Here is a 19341-nt window from a genome sequence, read left to right on the forward strand (position 1 = left end):
CCGCGCGCGCGTCCCGCTCGCCGCCCGGGGCGGGGCGGGGCTCGCGGCGCTCACGGTCCGGGGCGGCGGTGCCGCGGCCCCGGGCGGCCCGGCGCGGGCCGGGGACCGCCGACTGCGCTGCGGAAGGGGTCAGTCGCAGTTCGTATTCGCCGGTGTTCGGATTGAGTACCCACTGGTCTGCGGGGTCGATGTGCTCCGCCCGCCCACGGCCTTGCGCGTCCACGGTTGCCTGAATCCTCCGTCGGGGCCACGCGGCGCCTTCCCCCTCCGAGGCGCTCGGGTCTCGTACATACAGTGCGCGACCCCTGGACGGACTGGTGGCCATGGAGCCGGGTGCACCGGATCGCTCACACTATCCGCCCAGTTCAGCGTCAAGCGACGGCGGTGACAAATTCCACGTTCCTACAACTGGGCAATCCGGCGCATTTCCTTGAACGAGGGTTCGCCGTCTTGGTGCACGCTTTACCGGCAGTGGTCGTCGGCCGCCGTGTTCCCGCGGAAGGTCGGAGCCGGGGAGACGTCGGCCGCGGGCTCGCCGGAGCCGTTGCCGCGTGCGGAATCCGGCGTCACCTCCACGGGCCGGTCCGTGCGCAGCCGCTCGAACAGACGCTCCGCCTCCGGCTCCACCAGCTGGTCGCGGTTGGCGTTGTAGACGTACGACTCCCGTGGAACGGTCAGGAACTGCACACGGTCGGTGGGGATGTTGCGCAACCCGCGGACAAGGTCGTACAAACCGCGCAGACTGGCCAGCGCCGGATCGGTGGTGAGGGCGGAGGTCGCCGCGTCGAGCACCGGATAGAGCTTCGCCGGGTTCAGCAGGACGTCGTTGCTGCGCACCTTGTTGACCAGGGCGGCCAGGAAGCGCTGCTGGCGGTCCATGCGGTCGGTGTCGCTGCCGTTGCCGAGGGACTTGCGGGCGCGGACGTACCCGAGGGCCTGTTCGCCGTTGAGGGTCACGGTCCCGGCGGGCAGGCGGAGTTTGGCCGCTTTGTCGTGAATGGGTTCCCTCAGGCAGATCCGCACCCCGTCGATGGCGTCGACCATCTTCGTGAACCCGGTGAAGTCGACGACGACGTGATGGTCGATGCGGATACCGGTCAACTGCTCCAGGGTCCGGATGGCGCAGGCCGAACCGCCCGTCTCGAAGGCGTAGTTGACCATCGCGAACATCGGCTCCGCGCGGGTGCCGTCCCGGCGCAGACAGGCGGGGACGTCGACCATCAGGTCGCGCGGTATGGAGACGGCGGTGGCGCTGCGCCGGCCCGCGGACAGATGCAGCAGGATCATGGTGTCCGAGCGCTCGGTGCCCCGGTCCCGGCCGTAACGGCCGTTGCCCGCGCCCGCACGCGAGTCCGAGCCGATGAGCAGGATGTTCCGCGCGTCCTTCACCAGCGAGGTCGGCCGCTCCTTGTCGTAGCGGGCGAGTTCGGCGGCCGCCGCCTCGTCGGGGGTGATGTTCCCGTCGAGCTTGGCGTACAGGGCCGAGGCGGTGCCCACGGCCACCGCCACCACGACGGTGACGCCCAGGGCCCCGACGCGTATCCAGCGCCTTCTGCGCCGGCGTATCAGCCCGTTACCGGAAGCCGACACCCCGAGGCCCGGCCCGAGGGCCCGCCCGGTGCGCCCGGCCGGCGTGCCTGCGGTGTCGCTCACGGCTGTGTCCACCCCTCATGGCGTACGAGCGTGACGTCCTGCACTGCTCCTACGACGATGGCGCGGATGGGGTGGGCGTGAGGGGTGGGGGTGGGCTGAACGGGTGAAGGCGTCCAGCCCGCCCGGTGCGTCCGAAACGCCGGAAACGGCGGCCGGGTACGGGGACGCGGCTACCGCGATACGGCTACGGGGACGCGGCCCCCGCGATACGACCCCCGCGATGCGGCTACCGCGATACGGCGGTCACCCGCTCGCTCTCGATGCGCTGGGCCAGGGCCTCCTCGCCCAGCCGGTCCAGGTTCCGGCACAGCACCACGGAGCCCCCGGCCGCCAGTGGCGCGAACAGCCCGGCGCTCAGCCCCTCCCACGTGTCGTACGACAGGGCGGACAGGATCCGCGAACCGGGGCCGGTCAGTCCCAGCCCGGGCGCGTCCGCCCTCGCCCGCTCCACCACCTCGGCCCCGGTGAACTCCGCCCCGGCCACGATCAGCGCGGGCGCCTCCGGGTCGACCGGCGCGTACGGCGTGAACCGGTCCCCGTGGCTCGGCACGTCGACGGCGTAGTCGGCGTACCCGGCGGGCGGAGCGGGGACGAACCGCCGCCCCAGCGGCGCCAGCGACAGCGCGTACCGTTCCCCGTCGCAGGCCAGTCCCGCGTCGAACCGGCCGGGTCCGGCCACGACGTGGTCCGCCCGCGCCGGATCACCCTCCACGTCCGCGATCACGCCCACCGACGCGCACGCCAGCAGCCACACCGCCGTCTGCCAGTGCGCGGGCAGCAGCAGCGCGATCCGGTCCCCGGGTTCGGCGGACCACTCGTCCTGGAGGAGGTTCGCGGTCTTGGCCACCCAATTGGCGAAGGTGGCGACGGACAGTTCGACGCGCTCGCCGGTGGCGTCGTCGTAGAAGGTCACCAAGGGCCGCGCGGGGTCCGCGGCCAGCGCGGAACGCAGCAGGTCGGCAGGGGTGCGATCGGTGGCAGTCACCCGCGCAAGCGTACGCGGGCGCCCCGCCGCGGATCGAGCGGCGGTGCCACCGGTTCGGACGAACCGCGCCCTCGCCGCCCATGAGAGGGCGTCAAGTCCCGGATGGACAGACTTGTATGACTATGTCCAGGATCGGGAGCATGCGTGGATTCCTTGCTTGCTCCATCGGCGTCACCTGTGCGGCCGCCCTCGCCCTCCCGCTGACCCTGCCCGCGGCACCGGCGACGGCGAGACCGGGTGCGACCGCGAGACCGGGTGCGGCCGACGAGGCCCAGTCGCCGGGGATCCCGGGCAGCACCCAGTCGCTGCCCCTCGTCCCGCTCACCACCGACCGCACCCTCGGCTCCGCCACCGTCCAGGGCCTGACCCGCCGTGACGTACGGCAGTTCTCGATGGTCGGCGTCGTCTGGGACGACCCGGACGCCGAACTCCACGGCCGCGTCCAGGTCCGCACCCGCGCCGTCGGCACCGGCACCTGGTCCGGCTGGCAGGACGTCGAGACCCACAACGCCGACCACGCGGCCGACCCCGGCACCGAGGAGCGCGCCTCCGGCCGGGTCCGCGGGGCCACCGCGCCGCTGTGGGTGGGGGACTCGGACGGGGTGGAGGTGCGGGTGCGGGCGCTGCCGGAGGAGGCCGCGCACGCGCCGGCGGCAGGGCAGGACCAGGAACAGGAAGAGGACCAGGGGCAGGAACAGGAGCAGGGGCAGGGACAGGAGCAGGGGGTGGCGGGGGAGGAGCCGGCGTACGACACGTCGTCATCGCGGGACGGTGACCGCGGGCTGACCTCCCTGGCCGCCCTCCCCGCCGGTCTGCGCCTCGAACTCGTCGACCCGGGCGGCGCCGACGACGCCCCCGCCCAGGGCGCCCCCGCCGCGTCCTCCCGGCTCGGCACGCTCACCCCGGAGACCATCGCCGCCTCCGAGGTCAACGCCGCCCTCGCGCCCATCGGCGCCACCGGGATCCCGGCGCTCGACCGGGAGGCCACCGAACGGGAGCCGGCGACGCTGGGCGCCGCGGAACTGACGGCGGAACAGCGGGCCAAGCCGAAGATCGGCCCGCGCCCGGCCATCGTCACCCGGCGCGGCTGGGGCGCGGACGAGTCGCTGCGCGAGAAGAAGTTCATCTACACCAAGAAGGTGAAGGCCGCCTTCGTGCACCACTCCGCCACCGGCAACGGCTACAGCTGCTCCCAGGCACCCTCCGTCATCCGCGGTATCTACCGCTACCACGTCAAGAGCATGGGCTGGCGGGACATCGGCTACAACTTCGTCGTCGACAAGTGCGGAAAGATCTACGAGGGCCGGGCGGGGGGTGTGGCGAAGCCCGTCATGGGCGCGCACACTCTCGGTTTCAACAGCAACAGCATGGGGATCGCCGTGCTCGGCACGTTCGGCTCGGCGGGGCCCACCAAGGCCACGGTGAAGGCACTGGGCCGGCTGACGGCGTGGAAGCTGGGTCTGCACGGGGGCAATCCGCGTGGCAAGACATATCTGAAGTCCGGCGGTGGCAATCTCTACGCAAAAGGTAAGAACGTACGACTGAATGTAATCTCCGGGCACCGCGACGGGTTTCCCACGGAATGCCCGGGGCGGAAGCTCTACGGCAAGCTCGGCTCGGTCCGCGGCTACGCGGCCTACTACCAAGGACGCGAATAGCCGCCGGCGGGGTGACGGGGCGGCGGGGTGACGGTACGCCAGGGGGGCGGGGGAATGAGGACGCTGCGCGACGCCGCACGCCGTCGGAGCTGCCGGACGACGGTCTGCATACACTGGCCGGCCGAAAGACAGTTCGGCCGGTCCCGGCAGGAAGCAGAGACGACAAGGTGACAGAAGCGATCCTCCTGGTCGGCGGCAAGGGCACCCGGCTGCGCCCGCTCACGGTGCACACGCCCAAGCCCATGGTCAGGGCGGCGGGGGTGCCGTTCCTCACGCACCAGCTGGCGCGGGCGAGGGCGGCGGGGGTCGAGCACATCGTGCTCGCCACGTCCTATCTGGCGGAGGTCTTCGAGCCGTACTTCGGTGACGGCTCGTCGCTGGGGCTGCACATCGAGTACGTCACGGAGGAGGAACCGCTCGGCACGGGCGGCGCGATCCGCAACGTGGCGTCGCGGCTGCACTCGGGACCGGACGATCCCGTCCTGGTCTTCAACGGCGACATCCTGACGGGGCTGGACATCCGGGCGCTGGTCCGCACGCACGAGACGTCGGGCGCGGATGTCTCGCTGCATCTGACGAAGGTGACCGATCCGAGGGCGTACGGGCTCGTTCCGACGGACGAGACGGGGCGGGTGCAGGCGTTCCTGGAGAAGCCGCAGACGCCGGAGGAGATCGTCACCGACCAGATCAACGCGGGGGCGTACGTCTTCCGCCGTTCGGTGATCGACACGATCCCGCAGGGGCGGCCGGTGTCGGTCGAACGCGAGACGTTCCCCGGTCTGCTGTCCGCCGGTGCGCATCTGCAGGGGATGGTCGACTCCACGTACTGGCTCGACCTCGGGACCCCCGCGGCGTTCGTGCGCGGCTCGGCGGACCTGGTCCTCGGGCGCGCGCCGTCCCCGGCGGTGCCCGGGCGGTGCGGGGACCGGCTGATCCTGCCGACGGCGCGCGTCGCGCCGGACGCGAAGCTGGCGGGCGGCACGGTGGTGGGCGAGGGGGCGTTCGTCGCGGAGGGGGCGCGGGTCTTCGGCTCGACGATCCTGCCCGGCGCCGTCATCGAACCCGGCGCCGTCATCACCGACTCCCTCATCGGCACCCGTGCCCGCGTCGGTGAGCGGTCCGTCCTCAGCGGCACCGTCATCGGTGACGGCGCGGTCATCGGGGCCGACAACGAGCTGCGTGAGGGGATGCGGGTGTGGTGCGACGCCCGGATTCCGGCGGGGGCGGTGCGGTTCTCGTCCGATCAGTAGGGGAGCCGGTGGGGGCCGGTGGGCGGCGGTCCGGTCGGGGCCGGTGGGCGCCGGCAGGGGCCGGTCCGGTGAGGGCCGGTGGGCGCCGGCAGGGGCCGGTCCGGTGAGGGCCGGTGGGCGCCGGCAGGGGCTGGTGAGGGCCGGCGGCCGGCCGTGCTCGGGCGCGGCTCGGGCTACAGCCGTCCGATGTCCCACACCGGCATCTTCGGTTTCCGCCGCGGCGGGACCCTGCCGCTGAGGAGGATGAGGCGGGCGGCCCGGTGCCGCTGGCCCGCGTAGGGCTCCAGCAGGCGCAGCATCTCCGTGTCGTCCGCGTCCCGGTCCCCGGCCAGGGCCCAGCCGACGATGCCGGGCAGATGGACGTCCCCGACGGTCACCTCGTCCGCCGCGCCGTGGCTGCGCTGCACGGTCTCCGCGGAGGTCCACGGCCCGATGCCGGGTACGACCTCCAGCCGGGCCCGCGCGGCCACCGGGTCCATGCGCACGGCCTCCTCCAGCCGGGCCGCGACCCGTACGGCCCGCAGGACGGTCGAGGCGCGCTTGTCGTCGACCCCGGCCCGGTGCCACTCCCAGGACGGGATCAGCGCCCAGGTCCGGGGCTCGGGCATCACGGCCATGCCGTCGGGCGCGGGGCCGGGCGCGGGATCGCCGAACCGCCGGACGAGCAGCCGCCAGGCCCGGTAGGCCTCGTCGGTGGTGACCTTCTGCTCCAGGATGGAGGGGATCAGGGACTCCATCACGAGCCCGGTGCGCGTCAGCCGCAGTCCGGGCCGCCGGTGGCGGGTGTGGGCCAGCAGCCGGTGGCGGGGGGTGAACGCCGACGGGTCGTCCGCGGCGCCGAGCAGGTCGGGCAGGCGGTCGAGCAGCCACTGCGCCCCCGGTCCCCACGCCTCACCGCGTACCGCCGCGCCGTGCGCGGTGACCCGGAGGGTGCCGGGGCCGTCGGGTGTCCGGCTGGTCCGCCAGACGGAACCGTCCGGTGTGGTCCGGAACGTGGGGTCACCGGGGCCGCGCCGCAGCGGCCCGAGGACCAGACCGAGGTCCAGGGGGCCGTCCGGTTCGTGGATCCGGACGTGGCCGGGACCGGCCGGCGAACGGGCGCCGCCCCGGGGCACCGGGACATGCCCGCCGCGCACGGTGGTGCGCGTGGGCCGGGGGGCGAAGCGTCCTGCCACGGGTGGTCCTTACGTGAGGCGACTCTACGAGCGTACGGTCACCGCACCTCGATGAAGGCCGCCGCGTCCCGCGCGGGGCGCGGTCCCGGTTCCTGCGCGGGGTGGCCGACGGCCACGGCGCCCATAGGGTCCCAGCCGGCGGGGAGCCGCAGTACGTCACGGACGACGTCCCGGCAGAACATCGTGGACGACACCCACGCCGAGCCGAGCCGCTCCCCGGCCAGCGCGACGAGGAAGTTCTGCACGCCCGCGCCGGCGGCGACGACGAACATCTCCCGTTCCGCCCCGTCGCGCCGCGCGTCCCCGTAGGTGTGCGAGCCGTCCATGACGAGGCACGGCACGACGAGATACGGCGCGTTGCGCAGCACGTCGCCGCGCCGCACCCGCTTGGCGATGGACTCCTCGCTCCTGCCGTCCCTGCGCAGGTCCGCGATCCACGCCTCGCGCATCGCGTCCAGCAGCCGGGTGCGGGACTCCGGCGACTCCAGCAGGACGAACCGCCAGGGAGTGGTGTGGTGCGGCGCGGGCGCCGTCACCGCGGCGGCCACCGCGCGGCGCACCGCGCCGGGGTCGACGGGCTGGTCCGTGAACGAGCGGACGGTACGCCGCTGGGTGACCGCCTCGCGGATCGCCTCCGAGGTGCCGAGGCGGAACATGTCGCTCTGCGCGCCGCGCACCAGGGCCCGGGCGCCCTCGTCGTCCTCCTCGGGCTCGGTCACCACGTGCGGCAGGCCGCGCACCACCGCGACCGGACGCCCGGCCGCCTTGCCCTTGACCAGGTCACCGGCGGCGGCCAGCTCGTCCGCGGTGGCGACGACGGTGGCGCTGAGCGCATTGCCGTACGCGTCCGTGCCGCCGCGCAGATCGTCCAGCACCCGCACGCCCGCCGCGCCGATCGCGACGTCGGTGAGCCCGGAGCGCCACGGCCGCCCGAACGTGTCGGTGACCACGACGCCGACGGTGACACCGAGCGCCTCGCGCAGCCCGGCGCGGATCGCGCGCGCGGAGGCGTCCGGGTCCTCGGGCAGCAGCAGGACCGTGCCGGCGGGGGTGTTCGAGGCGTCGACGCCGGCGGCGGCCATCACCAGGCCCTGCCGGTTCTCCACGATGCGCAGCGTGCCGCGGCGGGCCACCACGCGGACGGTCTCCGCGTCGATCGCGGCCTCGCGGTCGGCCGCCTCGACGATCCGTCCCTCCGCCTTGGACACGATCTTGGAGGTGACCAGGACGACGTCCCCGTCGGCCAGTCCCGGTTCGGCCGCCGCGATCAGTTCGGCGATGTCGTCGCCGGGGGCGACCTCGGGAATCCCGGGCACGGCCCAGACCCGGTAGGCCGGGGCGGCGGCGGGAGCCGAGCCGGAAGCGGGGGCGGGAGCGGTGCCGGGAGCAGCGGCGGGAGCCGTGCCCGGAGGGGCGGCGGGAGTGGCGGTGAGAGCGGTGCCGGGCTGGGTGGCGGGAGTGGCGGTGGGAGCGGTGCCGGGCTGGGCGGCGGGAGTGGCGGTGAGAGCGGTGCCGGGCTGGGTGGCGGGAGCGGTGCCGGGAGTGGCGGTGGGAGCGGTGCCGGGCCGGGTGCCGGGCCGGGTGCCGGGAGCCGTGCCGGGCCGGGTGGCGGAAGCGGCGTGCGGCGCGGCGTGCGGCGCGGCGGGGCGGTCGGTGGGCTCGGTGGTCACGCCCCCCGCACCTCCTCCGCCAGCGCCAGCGCCTCGCGGGCCATCCGCGCGGTCGCCTCGACGTCGGTCATCATCAGCGGGACCGCCCTGCAGCGGATCCCGGCGGCCTCCACGCGCGCGACACAGTCCGCGTCGACGGTGTCGACCAGCCAGCCGTCGAGCAGCCCGGAGCCGTAGTGCTCGGCGACCGCGGCGGCCGTGGACTCCACGCCGACCGCGGCCAGCACCTTGTCGGCCATGCCGCGCACCGGAGCGTCCCCGACGATGGGGGACAGGCCCACCACCGGCACCCCGGCGTCCGCGATCGCCTCACGGATGCCGGGCACGGCGAGGATGGTGCCGACCGACACGACGGGGTTGGACGGCGGGAAGAGGATGACGTCGGCCTCGCCGATGGCCTCCAGCACGCCGGGCGCCGGCTTCGCCTGCTCGGCACCGACGGGCACGATCGCCTCGGCCGGGACCGAGGCGCGCAGCCGCACCCAGTACTCCTGGAAGTGGATCGCCTTGCGCTCGCCGTCCAGCTCTACGGCGACGTGGGTCTCCACGCGGTCGTCGGTCATGGGGATCAGGCGCACACCGGGCTGCCAGCGGTCGCACAGCGCCTGTGTCACCGCGCTGAGCGGATAGCCGGCGCCGATCATCTGGGTCCGCACGATGTGGGTGGCGAAGTCCCGGTCGCCCAGCCCGAACCACTCGGGCCCGACGCCGTACGCCGCCAGCTCCTCTTTCAGATGGAAGGTCTCGTCGGCCCTGCCCCAGCCCTGCTCCTCGTTGATACCGCCCCCGAGCGTGTACATCACCGTGTCGAGGTCCGGGCAGACCTTCAGCCCGAAGAGGTGGATGTCGTCCCCGGTGTTGCCGATGACGGTGATGTCCGCTTCCGGCACGGCCCGCTTCAGACCGCGCAGGAACCGGGCACCGCCGATACCGCCTGCCAGAACCACAATGCGCATGGGGCAAGTCTGTCAGGCGGGTCCGACAACGCGTCGGCGAGCCGGGGGAGGCCGGGCCGCGACGGGCGGGATCAGGCCACCGGGGCGGACACCGCGCAGCCGGCCGTGTCGTGCATCGGCATCTCCGTGAGGCCGGGGTGGTAGACGTGCAGGCTGACGGCGGGCTCCAGGGCGTCGTTGACGACCTCGTGGACGTAACCGGGTGCGAACACCCGCTGCGCCCCGGCCGCCAGGACCCGCGTGCCGCCCGGCGTGCGCTCGGTCAGCGTGCCGTCCAGCACGGTCAGCACCCCGGAGGACGGGCCGTGGTCGTGCAGCCCGCTGCGCTGGCCGGGCACCCAGGACAGCAGCCAGACCTCGTAGCCGGGCCCGGTGCGCAGCCGGTGGTACCAGCGGGCGGTGGCGTCGTAGCGCACCAGGGGTTCCCACTGGGCGCGGTCGGCGGCGATGGAGCGGGCCAGGCCGACGAACTCGGCGACGGTGGCCGGATGCTCGCGTCGGGCCTGGAGCAGGTGCGGTACTTCGAGGATGTCGCCGGCGATCTGGAGGTCGCTGTCGCTGTTCATGGGTGCGGTGGTTCCTTGGCGGAAGGCGAACGGAAGGGCGAACAGAGAGCCCCGTGGGCGGGGGCGGAAACGCGGCGGCCCGGGCCGGGGAAACGGCCTGGCCGGAGGCTGGAGCGAGGGAAAGGCTCAACAGCCGGGACAGCAACAGCTACAGCGAGCCCGGGCAGCACCGAGGGACCCGGCGGTGCGGGTCGAGGTGGATGCCAAGTTCGCGAGCATGCCCACAAGCACAGCGGTTCACACCAGCACTGTCAACTCGATGCCCGGAATGTGGGACCTGCTTCACCTCTTCCGGCTGATCTGTCAGGTGAAAGGTTTGTGCACGTGCCCTTCGGGACACATGGCGCACAACCGGGCGCGCAAGCGCCGTTGCGATCCCGTGATCCGACTGTGATCCGGTTCGCTTCGGCGGGCGTGTCGGAACGGGATCGAACGCGCGGGCGTCTTTCTCCGTACAGGACCGTGCGGAGGCGGACGACCCTCCCGGGCCCTTCCCTGTGTCAAGGTTTATGCCGATTTGAACACTTTCCGCATGGCCTTGGTTCCGCAGAGTGAATAAGGGGCTCAATAGCAGATCTCGGCTTGACTCGCCCGGAGCAGCACACTTGTAATTTCACTCGTGTCGTTCAGCCGAGATCGGTAACGGCTACATCACGGGGACGCGGAAAGAACAGACGAGGGGCGCACATGACCGAGCTGGTGCAGCAACTGCTGGTCGACGACGCGGACGAGGAACTCGGCTGGCAGGAGCGCGCGCTGTGCGCCCAGACCGACCCCGAGTCCTTCTTTCCCGAGAAGGGCGGATCCACCCGCGAGGCGAAGAAGGTCTGCCTCGCCTGCGAGGTCCGCTCCGAATGCCTCGAGTACGCCCTCGCCAACGACGAGCGGTTCGGGATCTGGGGCGGGCTGTCCGAGCGTGAGCGCCGCCGCCTGAAGAAGGCCGCCGTCTGACCTCAGGCCCCCGCGGCCCCCACGGTCCCGCACCCCAGCGGACAGAAGGTGCGAACGGCCCGTCGCAGGTGGGTTGTCCACAGGCGGCGGGCCGTCGTCATGCCCAGCCGATAGTGTGGTCGCTCGTCCGAGACGCCCCGCTGCCCCCTCCGGGCACAGGCGTCCACCGCAGTCCACCGAACCGGGGCCCGTACCTCGATGTCCGTGCACAGCCACACGGCAGTCGGCCAAGACGCCACTGCCCCACCCGAGTTTCCGCGTCACGTGGTGACGGCGGTTCTCGTCTCCCACGACGGCGCCCGCTGGCTGCCCGACGCGCTCAGCGGGCTGCTCGGCCAGGAGCGCCCCGTGCAGTACGTCATGGCCGCCGACACCGGCAGCGCCGACGACTCCGCGCAGCTGCTCACCGACGCCATCGGACCCGACCGGGTGCTGCACCTCGCCCGCCGCACCGGCTTCGGCCAGGCCGTCGAGGAGGCCCACCGCACCGCCCCGCACCTCGCCCCCGAGGACCTGCCGTATCTCAAGCGGCCCAGCGGCTGGGACCCCGTCACGCGCACCTGGCGCGACGACGCCTACGACCTCCCGGAACTGCCGCACGGCGAGCCGGTCCAGTGGCTGTGGCTGCTGCACGACGACTGCGCCCCCGAACCCGACGCCCTCGCCCAGCTGCTGCGCGTCGTCGACAACGAACTGGAGCTGGGCCGCGACGACGTGGCCGTCGTCGGCCCCAAGCTGCGCGGCTGGTACGACAAGCGGCAGCTGCTGGAGGTCGGCGTCTCCATCGCCAACTCCGGCCGCCGCTGGACCGGCCTCGACCGCCGCGAACAGGACCAGGGCCAGCACGACCACGTCCGGTCCGTGCTCTCCGTGTCCACCGCCGGCATGCTGATCCGCCGCGACGTCTTCGAACAGCTCGGCGGATTCGACCGGCGGCTGCCCCTCATGCGCGACGACGTCGACCTGTGCTGGCGCGTCCACGCCGCCGGCCACCGCGTCCTCGTCGCCCCCGAAGCGGTCGTACGGCACGCCGAGGCCGCCTCCCGCGAACGCCGCACCGTCGACTGCGCGGGCCGCACCACCGCCTCCCCGCACAAGGTCGACAAGGCCGGCGCCGTCTACACCCTCCTCGTCAACACCCGCACCGCCGCGCTGCCCTGGGTGCTGCTGCGGCTGGTGCTCGGCACCCTCGTGCGGACCGTCGCCTACCTCGTCGGCAAGGTCCCCGGACAGGCCGTCGACGAGATCCGCGGCCTGATGGGCGTCCTGCTGCGGCCCGAGCGGATCATCGCCGGACGCCGCCGGCGCGGCGCACCGCGGATCGACAAGGGCGAACTGCGGGCACTGTTCCCGCCGCCCGGCGCCACCGTCCGCGCCACCGTCGAACAGATCGCCGGCAACGTCGTCGGCCGCTCCGACTCCGAGACCCCCGCCGGTGCCGGACGGCACGGAGGCGCCCTCGAGTCCGGACCCGGCGGCGACGACGCCGACTTCATCGAGATCGAGCGGTTCGCCCGCCTCAAGCGCATCGCCCGCAACCCGGGCCCCGTGGTCTTCCTGGTGCTGCTGCTCGCCACCCTCGTCGCCTGCCGCTCCCTCCTCGGCGGCGGCGCCCTCGTCGGCGGCGCCCTGCTGCCCGCGCCCGCCGACTCCGGCGAGCTGTGGTCGCGGTACACCGACGCCTGGCACCCGGTCGGCGCCGGCGGCACCCCCGACGCGCCGCCCTACCTCGCGCTCGTCGCCCTGCTGGCGTCCCTGCTGTTCGGCTCCACCGGACTCGCCGTCACCGTCCTGCTGCTCTGCTCGGTGCCGCTCGCCGGCCTCACCGCCTACTTCGCCTCCCGGCCGCTCGTCACCTCCCGGCTGCTGCGCGCCTGGGCGGCCGTCGTCTACGCCTTCCTGCCCGCCGTCACCGGCGCCCTCGCCGGCGGCCGGCTCGGCACCGCCGTCCTCGCCGTGCTGCTGCCGCTGCTCGCCCGCGCGGGCATCGCCGCCGCCGGCCTCGGCCACCCCGGCGGCGCCCGCGGCAGCTGGCGCGCCACCTGGGCGTACGCCCTGCTGCTGACCGTCACCACCGCCTTCACCCCGGTCGTCTGGCCCGTCGCCCTGGTCCTCGGCCTCGCCCTGCTGGCCGTCCGCCGCGGCGACATCACCGCCTACGGCCTGCGCTTCCTGGCCCAGCTCGGCACGCCCCTGCTGGTCCTCGCCCCCTGGTCGCTGTCGCTGCTGCCGTTCGGCTTCTTCCGGGAGGCCGGCCTGGAGTACGGCGCCGCCGGCGCCTCCGCGCTCGACCTGCTCGGCGCCAGTCCCGGCGGCTCCGGCACGGTCAGCGGGCTCATGCTGATCGGCGTCGTGCTCGCCGCGCTGGCCGCCCTGCTGCGCTCCGAGCGCCGCTTCGGCATCCGCACGGCCTGGGCGGCCGCCCTGGTCGGCCTCGTCTTCGCGGTGCTGTCCAACCGCTCCGCGTGGGCCGGCCCCGCCACCCTCGTCTACGGCCTCGCCCTCCTCGCCGCCGCCGTCCTCGGCGCCGACGGGGCACGCGCGCGGGTGGCCGAGCAGAGCTTCGGCTGGCGCCAGCCCGTCGCCGCGCTGATCGCCTTCGCCTCCGCCGCGGGCCCCCTGCTCGTCGCCGCCGGCTGGATGATCCGCGGCGCCGACGGCCCCCTGGAGCGCCGCGACGATCCCGCGCAGGTGCCCGCGTTCGTCGCCGAGGACAGCGCCACCCGCGACCAGGCCCGCACCCTGGTCCTCGACAGCGACTCCACCGCGCACGTCCGCTACACCCTGGTCCGCGGCTCCGGCGCCCGCCTCGGCGACGCCGAACTCGCCGCCGCCCAGGGCGCGAACGAGCGGCTCGACAAGGTCGTCGCCAACCTCGTCGCCGGCTCCGGCGCCGACCAGGCCGACCAGCTCGGCGCCTACGCCGTGCGGTACGTCCTGGTCCACAAGGGCGCCCCGCGCGAGGTCAGCCGGATCCTCGACACCACGCCCGGACTGATGCGGCTCAGCGAGCAGAACGGCAGCGCGCTGTGGCGGGTCGCCGACCAGGTCTCCCGCGCGGCGATCGTCCCGGCCTCCGGCTCCGGAGAGCCGCGGCCGGTCGCCGCCGGACCCGTCGAGATCCACACCACCATCCCGACCGGCGCCGAGGGCCGCGTCCTGCGCCTCGCCGACGCCGCCGCCGAGGGCTGGACCGCCACCCTGGACGGCAAGCCCCTCACCCCCACCACGGTCGACGGCTGGGCCCAGGGCTTCGAACTGCCGGCCACCGGCGGCACGCTGGACGTCACCTACGACGCCCCGCTCACCCACACCGCGTGGCTGTGGGCCCAGGGCGCCCTCGCCGTCGTCCTCGTGGTCCTCGCCCTCCCCGGCCGCCGCCGCGACGTCGACGACGACCTCCCCGAGGAGCCCGTGCTCCCCGCGCAGGCCGTCGCGGGCGAGGGCCGCCGGGCCCGCCGGCTGCGCGCCCAGGCCGAGGCCGAGGGCACCGCCCCCGGCGCCGTCCCGCCCCCGCCCCAGGAGGACCCCGCGGCTCCCGCGCCCCAGCAGCAGCCCCACGCCGACTGGGAGACCGCGCCCGCCGCACAGCAGCCCCCGTACGACCCGTACCAGGGCTACGGCCAGTCCTACCCGGCGGACGCCTACCAGGACGGTCAGTACGACCCGTACGCGTACGGCGGCCCGGCCCAGCCCGGAACGTACGACCAGACGTACGAGCAGTCGCGCGAGACGTACGGCGAGACGTACGGGCAGGCCTACGACCCGACGTACCAGGCGGGTTACGACGCGCCGTACGACCCGGCGCGACAGCCGCACGGCAGCGAGCGTTCCGACGGGAGCCAGCAGTGAACCGCACCACCCTGTCCCTGATCGCCGGGGCGAGCGCGCTCGCCGCCGTCACCGCGGTCGCCTCGCTCACCGCCCCCGGCGCGGCCGGCACCGACACCGCCCGCGCGGCCGCCCGGCTGCCCGTCGAGCGCACCAGCGTGGCGTGCCCGGCGCCCAGCTCCTCCGACCTCGCCGAGACCTCGTACGCGTCCTTCACGCCCGTCACCAAGGGCGTCACGGGCGAGGGGAAGGCCGAACTGCGCGCCGCGGCCCGCAAGTCGGCGAAGACCGGCGAGGACGCCGGGGCGGACGGCACGGACGGCACGGACGGCGGGACGGAGCAGGCCGGCGAGGCCGGCAAGGCCGTCCTGAAGCCCGGCGAGCCCGGCACGCCGACCGCGGGGGACGCCTCGGGCGCCGAGTCGCCCGCGCTGACCGGCACCGCCGAGGGCAAGTACGCGCCCGGCTGGACCGTTCAGCAGACCACCGAGGTCACCGCCGGCACCGGACGCGGCCTCCAGGGCGTCGCCTGCACCGTGCCGGACACCGAGTTCTGGTTCCCGGCGGCGAGCACGGAGGCCGGGCGCACGGACTACCTCCACCTCACCAACCCCGACGACTCCGCCGCCGTCGTCGACATCGAGCTGTACGGCACGGAAGGAGAGCTGGAGTCCCAGGTGGGCCAGGGCATGACGGTCCCGCCGCACTCCACCGAGCCGATCCTGCTGTCCACGCTGACCGCCGAGAAGCAGCCCAACCTCACCGTGCACGTGACCGTGCGCGGCGGGCGGGTCGGCGCGGCCGTCCAGGCGCTCGACGCCAAGCTCGGCGGCGACTGGCTCACCGCCGCCGCGGACCCGGCGGGCAGCCTGGTGCTGCCCGGCATCCCCGCGGACGCCACCGCCGTACGGCTCGTCGCGTTCTCCCCCGGGGACACGGACGCCGACCTCAAGGTGCGGCTCGCCTCCCCGTCCGGCGGGATCACCCCGGCCGGGAACGAGACGCTGCACGTCAAGGCGGGCATGACGACCGCGATCGACCTCGGCGACGTCACCCGCGGCGAGGCGGGCTCCCTGGTGCTCACCCCGACGGACGAGGCGGTGCCGGTGGTGGCGGCCGCGCGGGTGATCCGGGGCAAGGGCAGCGCGCAGGAGTCGGCGTTCGTGCCGGCGACCCGCGCGGTGGACAGCCGCGCGAGCGCGGTCGGCAACACGGCGAAGGGCACGATCCTGTCCCTGACCGCACCCGGCGAGTCCGCGAAGGTGAAGGTCACGGCGTCGGCGGGCAGCGAGGGCGGCAGCCCCGTCTCGCGCACCCACACGCTCAAGGCGGGCACCACCCAGAACATCGAGGTCCCGGTCCCGAGCGGCCTCGAGGGCAGCTACGCGCTGACCGTGGAACGCCTCTCCGGCGGTCCCGTCCACGCGGCCCGCACCCTCACCGCCGACCTGGACGGCGTGCCGGCCTTCACGATCCAGCCCCTCCCGGACGACCAGGGAACGGTGTCGGTGCCGGAGACGGAGCAGGACCTCTCGGTGCTCCAGGAGTAGCCGCGCCGGGCGCGGACCCACGGTCACCCGCGGGTGAGGCTTGACCGAGCAGCCGTGCCGGGCGGGCGGACCCGCGGGTGAGGCCGGAGCGAGCAGCTGTGCCGGGCGCGGACCCGCGGGCGAGGCCGGAGCGCTCAGTCCTCCCCGTACCGCGGGTCCACCGTCTCCGGTGTCAGCCCCAGCAGCTCCGCGACCTGCTCGACGACGACCTCGTGCACCAGCGCGGCGCGCTCGTCCCGCCCCTTGGTGCGGATCTCGACGGGCCGCCGGTAGACGACCACCCGGGCCCGCCGCCCCTCCCGCGCGGGAATGATGCCGCCGAGCGGAACGGCCTCGTCGTTCCAGGCCTGCCCGGGCCCGTCCAGCCGCGGCACCTCCAGCACCAGGAAGTCGATGTCGGCGAGCTGCGGCCAGCGCCGCTCCAGCCGCTCCACGGAGTCCTGCACCAGATCCGCGAACACATCGGCGCGGCTCGCGGCGAGCGGAACCTGCGGCGGCGCGATCGGGCCGCGCATGCCCCGGCCGTGACGATCACGGCGGCGGGGCCCGGGGCCGGCGGCACGGGGCGGTACTCGGTTGTCCATCACTGGTGAAGGGTAGTCCCGACGCACGGCGTGTCGCTGGATGACCATTCCGGCCAAGGTTGAGCTCGATTCTGTATCTCTCCGCGTCTCTCCGAGACCGACGACCGCGGGCCAAATGACGGCGTTTGTACCGACTGATGACCGCTCGGCACCCGTCCCGAATGGGGGAATGTCCACGTCTGCCCAGGTCAGCGGGGTATGGCGACAGGGGCGTGTGGGGCGTTTCACAGCACGACACGGTGGAGTGACCTGAGGGAGAGTCGTCGCGGCCCGCTCAAGAGTGCGGTACCGTCCAACGTCGTGAGCCCTGTACGTCGCTGTTCGCGCACCGCCTGCGGCCGACCCGCCGTCGCGACGCTGACGTACGTCTACGCCGACTCGACCGCGGTCCTCGGCCCGCTCGCCACCTACGCCGAACCCCACTGCTACGACCTGTGCGCCGAGCACTCCGAGCGCCTCACCGCCCCGCGCGGCTGGGAGGTCGTCCGGCTCCTCGACGGTTCGGCACCCGCCCGCCCCAGCGGCGACGACCTGGAAGCGCTCGCGAACGCCGTCCGCGAGGCGGCCCGCCCCCAGGAGCGCGCGGCCCAGGCCGGCGGCGCGGGCCGCGCGGCGGACCCGATGGAGGTCGCACGCCGCGGCCACCTGCGGGTGCTGCGCTCGCCGGACAACTGACCGCGGGCGCCGGGTCCGGTTCCGCGCCACGAGCGTGACCACCGACCGGACTCGTCCCATGCGCCGCGTCTGACCGCGATCCGGACCTGCCCGCCCGGAACCCTCGCCCCCACACGGACGCCGGCCACTCCTCCCACAGCCCTGCCGCGCCGTTCCCCGACGACGGCGGGAAGTCAGCTCGCCGGACCACCAGGCAAGGTGTGAGCGTGGGCGGGTAGTTTGTGGTGACCGACAGGACTTTCAGGAGGGTTGGCCGTGGCTGCTGATCTGTCACAGATCGTGAAGGCGTACGACGTGCGCGGAGTCGTCCCCGACCAGTGGGACGAGTCGCTGGCCGAGCTCTTCGGGGCGGCGTTCGCCCAGGTGACCGGCGCGGACGCGATCGTGACCGGCCACGACATGCGCCCCTCGTCGCCGGGCCTGTCCCGGGCCTTCGCGCGCGGGGCCGCGGCCCAGGGCGTCGACGTCACCGAGATCGGCCTGTGCTCCACCGACCAGCTGTACTACGCCTCGGGCGCGCTGAACCTGCCCGGCGCGATGTTCACCGCCTCGCACAACCCCGCCCAGTACAACGGCATCAAGATGTGCCGCGCGGGTGCCGCCCCGGTCGGCCAGGACACCGGCCTCGCCGACATCCGCGAACTGGTCGAGCGCTGGAGCGAGTCGGGCGCCCCGGAACCGGCGGCGACCCAGGGAACGATCACGCGGCGCGACACGCTGGAGGACTACGCGGCCCACCTGCGCTCGCTCGTCGACCTGACCTCCATCCGCCCCCTGAAGGTCGTCGTCGACGCGGGCAACGGCATGGGCGGGCACACGGTCCCCACGGTCTTCGCGGGCCTGCCGCTGACGCTCGTCCCGATGTACTTCGAACTGGACGGCACGTTCCCCAACCACGAGGCGAACCCGCTGGACCCGGCGAACATCGTGGACCTGCAGAAGCGCGTCCGCGAGGAGGGCGCCGACCTCGGCATCGCCTTCGACGGCGACGCCGACCGCTGCTTCGTCGTCGATGAGCACGGCGACCCGGTCTCCCCGTCCGCCATCACCGCGCTCGTCGCCTCCCGCGAACTCGCCCGCAACGGCGGCAAGGGCACGGTCATCCACAACCTGATCACCTCGTGGTCGGTGCCGGAGGTCGTCAAGGAGAACGGCGGCACGCCGGTCCGTACCCGCGTGGGCCACTCCTTCATCAAGGCGGAGATGGCGCGCACCGGCGCGATCTTCGGCGGCGAGCACTCCGCGCACTACTACTTCCGCGACTTCTGGAACGCGGACACGGGCATGCTGGCCGCCCTCCACGTCCTCGCGGCCCTCGGCGGCCAGGAGGGTCCCCTCTCCGGCCTGGTCGCCCAGTACGACCGCTACGCCGGCTCCGGCGAGATCAACTCCACCGTCGACGACCAGTCGGCCCGCCTCGCCGCCCTCAAGACCGCCTTCCAGTCCCGCGAGGGCGTCACCCTCGACGAGCTCGACGGCCTCACCGTCACCGCCGCCGACTGGTGGTTCAACGTCCGCCCCTCCAACACCGAACCGCTCCTCCGCCTCAACGCCGAGGCCCGCGACGAGACGACGATGGCCGAGGTCCGCGACGAGGTGCTGAGCATCATCCGCGGCTGAGCGGGGGCGGCCGGAGCCGCTGCCGCCGTCGGGGGGCGCCGCAGCCGGGGGTACGGGGGCGCACCCCTCGTCGCGGTCCAGGGGCGGAGCCCCCCGGGGGGCGGGGAATCGGCAGGGGCGGGCGCCCTCATCGAGTGCGTGGCCGGGCGGGGTGCCGCGCACCCGGCTGGTCGTGCTCCTGTCCCGGCTCGTGACAAGGAAAAAAAGACCACGGATG

At 74.1% G+C, this 19341-nt stretch carries 14 protein-coding genes and 1 pseudogene; 7 read left to right on the plus strand and 8 right to left on the minus strand.

Going from position 1 to position 19341, the window contains the following annotated elements; genetic code table 11:
* The 3 genes and pseudogenes from AB0K92_RS32135 to AB0K92_RS32145 all read right to left on the minus strand — a co-directional run.
* A pseudogene (locus AB0K92_RS32135) lies at positions 1-223 on the minus strand (LytR family transcriptional regulator); the annotation flags it as partial.
* 239 nt (positions 224-462) lie between these two features.
* The gene (locus AB0K92_RS32140) at positions 463-1653 is read right to left on the minus strand and encodes an LCP family protein (protein ID WP_365928803.1); all 1191 of its coding nucleotides are present in this window, start codon (positions 1651-1653) and stop codon (positions 463-465) included.
* Between the two features lie 226 nt (positions 1654-1879).
* Positions 1880-2638 (minus strand): TIGR03089 family protein, encoded by a 759-nt coding sequence (locus AB0K92_RS32145; RefSeq protein WP_365928805.1) that lies wholly within the window; start codon positions 2636-2638, stop codon positions 1880-1882.
* A 140-nt stretch (positions 2639-2778) separates the two neighbouring features.
* Between AB0K92_RS32145 and AB0K92_RS32150 the strand changes: the two genes are divergently transcribed.
* Together AB0K92_RS32150 and AB0K92_RS32155 are read left to right on the plus strand one after the other, a co-directional pair.
* Positions 2779-4296, plus strand: a complete 1518-nt coding sequence (locus tag AB0K92_RS32150; protein ID WP_365928807.1) for a peptidoglycan recognition protein — start codon at positions 2779-2781, stop codon at positions 4294-4296.
* Positions 4297-4463: 167 nt separating this feature from the next.
* The gene (locus AB0K92_RS32155; protein WP_165999397.1) at positions 4464-5546 is read left to right on the plus strand and encodes an NDP-sugar synthase; all 1083 of its coding nucleotides are present in this window, start codon (positions 4464-4466) and stop codon (positions 5544-5546) included.
* Between the two features lie 173 nt (positions 5547-5719).
* Here the strand turns inward: AB0K92_RS32155 and AB0K92_RS32160 are convergent, their stop codons facing one another.
* From AB0K92_RS32160 to AB0K92_RS32175, 4 genes are all read right to left on the minus strand, one after another.
* Positions 5720-6721: a DNA-3-methyladenine glycosylase 2 family protein gene (locus tag AB0K92_RS32160; RefSeq protein WP_365928809.1), complete on the minus strand. Its 1002-nt coding sequence runs from the start codon at positions 6719-6721 to the stop codon at positions 5720-5722.
* A 38-nt stretch (positions 6722-6759) separates the two neighbouring features.
* Positions 6760-8391: a coenzyme F420-0:L-glutamate ligase gene (locus tag AB0K92_RS32165; protein ID WP_365928811.1), complete on the minus strand. Its 1632-nt coding sequence runs from the start codon at positions 8389-8391 to the stop codon at positions 6760-6762.
* Positions 8388-9347, minus strand: a complete 960-nt coding sequence (gene cofD / locus AB0K92_RS32170) for a 2-phospho-L-lactate transferase (protein ID WP_165999392.1) — start codon at positions 9345-9347, stop codon at positions 8388-8390. The genes AB0K92_RS32165 and cofD overlap by 4 nt, the downstream gene beginning before the upstream one ends.
* Positions 9348-9418: 71 nt before the next feature.
* Positions 9419-9913, minus strand: a complete 495-nt coding sequence (locus tag AB0K92_RS32175) for a cysteine dioxygenase family protein (protein WP_365928813.1) — start codon at positions 9911-9913, stop codon at positions 9419-9421.
* A gap of 687 nt (positions 9914-10600) precedes the next feature.
* Between AB0K92_RS32175 and AB0K92_RS32180 the strand changes: the two genes are divergently transcribed.
* The 3 genes from AB0K92_RS32180 (at position 10601) to AB0K92_RS32190 (ending at position 16245) form a co-directional block, all read left to right on the plus strand.
* Positions 10601-10864 carry a WhiB family transcriptional regulator gene (locus AB0K92_RS32180; protein WP_003975777.1) on the plus strand — a complete coding sequence of 88 codons (264 nt, stop codon included), beginning with the start codon at positions 10601-10603 and terminating at the stop codon, positions 10862-10864.
* Positions 10865-11128: 264 nt separating this feature from the next.
* A complete protein-coding gene (locus AB0K92_RS32185) occupies positions 11129-14716 on the plus strand; it encodes a glycosyltransferase family 2 protein (RefSeq protein ID WP_365928814.1) in 3588 nt (1195 codons plus the stop codon).
* Positions 14713-16245: a DUF5719 family protein gene (locus tag AB0K92_RS32190; protein ID WP_365928815.1), complete on the plus strand. Its 1533-nt coding sequence runs from the start codon at positions 14713-14715 to the stop codon at positions 16243-16245. Before AB0K92_RS32185 ends, AB0K92_RS32190 begins: the two co-directional genes overlap by 4 nt.
* Positions 16246-16379: 134 nt before the next feature.
* Here AB0K92_RS32190 and AB0K92_RS32195 read toward each other — a convergent pair whose 3' ends face one another.
* A complete protein-coding gene (locus tag AB0K92_RS32195) occupies positions 16380-16829 on the minus strand; it encodes a metallopeptidase family protein (RefSeq protein WP_165999385.1) in 450 nt (149 codons plus the stop codon).
* A 300-nt stretch (positions 16830-17129) separates the two neighbouring features.
* Between AB0K92_RS32195 and AB0K92_RS32200 the strand changes: the two genes are divergently transcribed.
* Together AB0K92_RS32200 and AB0K92_RS32205 are read left to right on the plus strand one after the other, a co-directional pair.
* Entirely contained in the window at positions 17130-17504 is a 375-nt protein-coding gene (locus AB0K92_RS32200; protein WP_206313068.1) for a DUF3499 domain-containing protein, read from the plus strand.
* A 255-nt stretch (positions 17505-17759) separates the two neighbouring features.
* The gene (locus AB0K92_RS32205; RefSeq protein WP_365928816.1) at positions 17760-19124 is read left to right on the plus strand and encodes a phosphomannomutase/phosphoglucomutase; all 1365 of its coding nucleotides are present in this window, start codon (positions 17760-17762) and stop codon (positions 19122-19124) included.
* The last annotated feature ends 217 nt before the right edge of the window (positions 19125-19341 follow it).

The sequence above is a fragment of the Streptomyces sp. NPDC052687 genome (genome assembly GCF_040678395.1).
GTDB lineage: Bacteria > Actinomycetota > Actinomycetes > Streptomycetales > Streptomycetaceae > Streptomyces.

Bases quoted from the DNA above. Each gene is read 5' to 3' on its own strand.
- AB0K92_RS32195 (WP_165999385.1), bottom strand. From the start codon at position 16,829: ATGGACAACCGAGTACCGCCCCGTGCCGCCGGCCCCGGGCCCCGCCGC.
- AB0K92_RS32175 (WP_365928813.1), bottom strand. From the start codon at position 9,913: ATGAACAGCGACAGCGACCTCCAGATCGCCGGCGACATCCTCGAAGTA.
- AB0K92_RS32180 (WP_003975777.1), top strand. From the start codon at position 10,601: ATGACCGAGCTGGTGCAGCAACTGCTGGTCGACGACGCGGACGAGGAA.
- cofD (WP_165999392.1), bottom strand. From the start codon at position 9,347: ATGCGCATTGTGGTTCTGGCAGGCGGTATCGGCGGTGCCCGGTTCCTG.
- AB0K92_RS32150 (WP_365928807.1), top strand. From the start codon at position 2,779: ATGCGTGGATTCCTTGCTTGCTCCATCGGCGTCACCTGTGCGGCCGCC.